The sequence below is a fragment of the Thioclava indica genome, assembly GCF_000714545.1.
Taxonomy (GTDB): domain Bacteria; phylum Pseudomonadota; class Alphaproteobacteria; order Rhodobacterales; family Rhodobacteraceae; genus Thioclava; species Thioclava indica.
On record NZ_AUNB01000092.1, the window covers coordinates 1 to 1,310 of the forward strand.

Annotated in this window: 1 protein-coding gene; it reads left to right on the top strand. The window is 57.6% G+C overall.

Going from position 1 to position 1,310, the window contains the following annotated elements; translation table 11 throughout:
* Positions 1-1,000: LysR family transcriptional regulator (locus DT23_RS17640; RefSeq protein ID WP_038133503.1), on the top strand; the 1,000-nt coding region annotated here is incomplete at its 5' end.
* Between the last annotated feature and the right edge of the window lie 310 nt (positions 1,001-1,310).

Sequence of the window (1,310 nt, forward strand, 5' to 3'; positions counted from 1 at the left end):
GGGCCAGCCGATCGACATGAACTCCGTGCGCGACGAGATGGAGGAACTGCTGGCAGACAGGGACAGATTGCGCGACTTCCTCGTCGAATGCCGCTCGCTAAAGATCTCACCGGCCCTAATATTGCGCGCCGTCGCGGTCTACGAATTCAGCAGCATCCGCGCGGCGGCGGCGGCGTTGCAGCTTTCTCAGCCGCAACTGTCCAAACAGATGTCCGAGCTGGAAACCATTCTCAACACGCAGCTATTCATCCGTAAGGCCAGCGGGCTAGACCATCTTCCCAAGGCGACGGTCCTTTACAAGAGCGCGCTGCAACTGAGCGACATTTGCGAGAGTCTCATCCAGCGCGGCGATCTTCTGTTCCGCCGCGAAGTGACTACCACCCATCTGGGCACCGTCGCGCCATTCACCACATCCAGCGCGCTATGTAGACGTTTGTGCGATCTTTGCGAGACATGGCGCAGGCGTTACACCCGCGCCCAAATCAAAATTTCAGCCGACACGACGGACCAGCTTTTCGCACGCCTAAATCGAAACGAACTCCACTGCGCCATCGTCGACACGCCCGATGTGCCCGACCAGTTCGAGAGCCTTGAACTATCGCGGATGCCGTTGCGCATTGCCATGAAACGAACACAGAAACAGGAACTCCCGGCATTGAGGGTCGCGCAGACCCAGCCCTTCGCCCTGCCCAGCCGACACAACAGCCTACGCATTCTCATTGACGACTGGATGCAGAAGAAAGATATCCAGTTTCACAGCATGATTGAAGTGGAATCCATGACGCTTATCGCAAACCTGGTTGAGCAGCACGGATATTGCTCGTTTCTGCCGAAAGAAGCCGCCGTGGGGCAGAGTGGTTACGATTTCCTCGAACTTCCCGACGCGCCGCAGATTGCTCACCGTCTCGTGTGGAAACCCGAAATGACGGCAAACAGACACGTGAACCGGATCATTCAGGCGATCTCGGCCCAGGATCCGCAGTTGGGGGCGATTGCATAGGGAGGCCGTGGTGAAATTGTTGCCGCGCACGATTACGGCGTCGCGCCAACCCCGAGTGGGGACAGCTGATGCTCTAGAACGTCCCCTGACATGCGCTTCCCCCCGTAAAATTACACCACCTTAAAATCACGCCGCCTTAGGACATCTCGCGAACGCTGCGCCACGGGATGCGGCGGTGAATGAATGACCGATATATGACGTGCCGTCTCAATGACGTTTGGCACCTAGCCGCCTCGCACGGCATCGGACACGGCCATTCGATATCAACCGGCCACTGGTGTTCATCTCGTCTCAACTTTTCGCGTTGATC